The organism is Variovorax sp. P4_D9 (assembly GCF_056401695.1).
The window spans coordinates 1-1442 of the sequence record NZ_JBFUIU010001407.1; the positions used below are offsets into that span (position 1 = coordinate 1).

General features: G+C 59.3%; 3 protein-coding genes. 2 read left to right on the forward strand and 1 reads right to left on the reverse strand.

The features are described from left to right. Together AC1DY5_RS55455 and AC1DY5_RS55460 are read left to right on the forward strand one after the other, a co-directional pair. Positions 1–373: LysR substrate-binding domain-containing protein (locus AC1DY5_RS55455; protein WP_478122672.1), on the forward strand; the 373-nt coding region annotated here is incomplete at its 5' end. A gap of 173 nt (positions 374–546) precedes the next feature. Beyond that, positions 547–801, forward strand: coding sequence for a hypothetical protein (locus AC1DY5_RS55460; RefSeq protein ID WP_478122673.1), 255 nt, complete (start codon positions 547–549; stop codon positions 799–801). Positions 802–1136: 335 nt separating this feature from the next. Here the strand turns inward: AC1DY5_RS55460 and AC1DY5_RS55465 are convergent. Next, on the reverse strand, positions 1137–1442 hold a 306-nt coding region (locus AC1DY5_RS55465), incomplete at its 5' end, for a hypothetical protein (protein WP_478122674.1).

Here is a 1442-nt window from a genome sequence, read left to right on the forward strand (position 1 = left end):
CTCCGAGGTTGCCGAGACGTGGCACTTCAAGAACGGGAACGACTGGAAGTCGGTCCGCCCGCACGCTGTACTGCTTTCCGACAACGGCGACGCCCTGCGCAGAGCCTGCCTTGCGGGAACGGGCATCGGAAACTTCTACCGTTTTCATGTGGGCAAAGACCTGGCACGCGGGACGCTCGTCGAAGTGCTGTCGAGGCATCCGCTACGAGCGAAAACGATCTACGCCGTGCTTCCACATCGCAACATGATCAGRCCCCTTGTGCGCGGCTTCACGGCATTCCTCCGAGAGGAAGTCGAAAACATCTTGAGAGCTGAATCGTCGCCAGCTCAGATCACAAGGCCACGCGCACATCGTTCGTCCAAGATGACCTGATCGTTCGGCGTTGCAGATTGCAACTGCTTACATCCAGTCACTGCTGTGATCATCGCCAGGGCCGAAATCGAGCACTGGCGCGGGCTGTAGGCCGATTTTGTTTGGTGCCGACTTGAACTTCGATCTCGARAAACAGCGTACTTTGCCGGGTCTAACAGACTCGGGAGGTACGCGTGTACATCGGCAAGACCTTGTTTTGCTCAGGTCATGGAGTTCGTTCCATGGACCCAGCTTCACTCGCATCGTGCAACGCTACGGTGGCAAGGCTTCAACGGCTGGTTTCGCTGACCGCTGAACCGAGACAGGTCGATTTCAGTGTCCGGGAAGATTGTGGCCAGCGCTACCATGATGCCGCTGCCGATCGCGGTGCCGCGCTGCAGTTGAAATCGATCGATTGCCGCCAACACGTCTTCGCGTTGCGGCGATGAGAGCGATCAACGCTCCGCAGCCGGCACCAACAACCATTCCAATCCAGTTCACCTTCGCCTCCTATCTTGTGGGCCGCGAGTGTACGGCGCGCGTGGCGATTGAGTTGCACCATGAGGCCTCCTACTCCCACCGAGGGCCTATCGAGTAAATCCGTCGATCATCCAGCAGGTGACGCGATGGCCCAAGGTGAAGACCACGAGCGAGCCGACGAGGTACGCACCGGAGAGTAGGGGGTTTTGACTGGCGACGATCAAGTAGGCGAACAAGCCACCGACCAAGACGGCCAGGAGGCTCCAGAAGATACAACTGATCCGGCGCAGGCCTCGATTCCAGTTCAAGATTTGATCCCCGAGGTTGGCTTGGCTGCTGGGAGTTTCGAGGCTTCTGCATCGCCCTCGCACGTGAACAGGACTTCCGACTCAGGCCAGCGGCCCAACGGCCCCGCAGGAATGTCCTTGTTGTAAACGAACTTGAACTTCTTCCCCTTGCCGTGGAAGTAGGCGTTGGCTTCCTGCAGCGCTGCCGTCTTGAGGGAGTCGGTGGTCACCCACGCGCTGTTTCCCTGCCTGGTCACGGTGTACATGTCGTCGCCGCGAGGGACCACGCCGGTAGTTGGTACAGCGCAGCCGGCGACCAGTAC